The organism is Aurantimonas sp. C2-5-R2, assembly GCF_036549495.1.
GTDB classification, from domain to species: Bacteria; Pseudomonadota; Alphaproteobacteria; order Rhizobiales; family Rhizobiaceae; genus Aurantimonas; species Aurantimonas coralicida_A.
The window spans coordinates 1-666 of record NZ_JAZHLJ010000273.1; the positions used below are offsets into that span (position 1 = coordinate 1).

The following is a 666-nucleotide window of genomic DNA, read 5'->3' on the forward strand; positions in this document are numbered from 1 at the left end:
CCCCCCGCCCTTGCGGCTGCGTTCGAAGCCGATGACTGGGAACATGCCGTGCGCCTTGCCGTCGGCCTCGGCGGCGACACCGACACGCTCGCCTGCATCGCCGGTGCGGTCGCCGAGGCGATCCATGGGATCCCGGCCGACATTTCTGCTCAGGCCCGCGACCATCTGACGGATGACCTCCGGCAGATACTGGATCGCTTCGAGACGGTTGTCGGCGCCGGTTCCGCCTGACGCGCGGCGGGAAGCCGCGATTTCGGGCGTGGCGCCCTGGCGTCAGCCAACCGCCGGCAGATAGGCGGAGGGTGTTCCCACGACGAGTATAGTTAGCCTGTGCATCGCCCGCGTGCAGGCAACATAGAGAAGGTTGCGATCCATCGGCGTCGAGTAGATCGCGTCGCTGGCATCGGGAACCAGGACCCGGTCGAATTCCAGTCCCTTCGCCAGATGCGGGGTGCAGACGAGCACGCCGTCGGCCAGGCTTGCGCTGCCTTCGTCGAGAAGGCGGGCCCTGACGCCCGACCTCTCCAGATCGGCGTGGATCTTCTTTGCCTGTCCCGCCAATAAATATGGCGTTGCGCTTGCTCTGCAGGAACGTGCCGGTCGCGATCTCGCGCACCTTGCTTTCGTCGATGTCAAATCGCTTCGAACCGTGGATCTGACGCAATC

2 protein-coding genes are annotated in these 666 nt (G+C 65.3%); one reads left to right on the plus strand and one right to left on the minus strand.

Features of this window, described 5'->3' with window-relative positions:
* Positions 1 to 231 (plus strand): ADP-ribosylglycohydrolase family protein (locus VQ044_RS25485; protein ID WP_331827921.1); only part of this gene is annotated, 231 nt, incomplete at its 5' end.
* 42 nt (positions 232 to 273) lie between these two features.
* On the opposite strand, the gene VQ044_RS25490 is transcribed toward VQ044_RS25485, so the two are convergent.
* On the minus strand, positions 274 to 561 hold the full coding sequence (locus tag VQ044_RS25490) for a 3'-5' exonuclease (protein WP_327650178.1): 288 nt from the start codon (positions 559 to 561) through the stop codon (positions 274 to 276).
* Positions 562 to 666 lie beyond the last annotated feature (105 nt).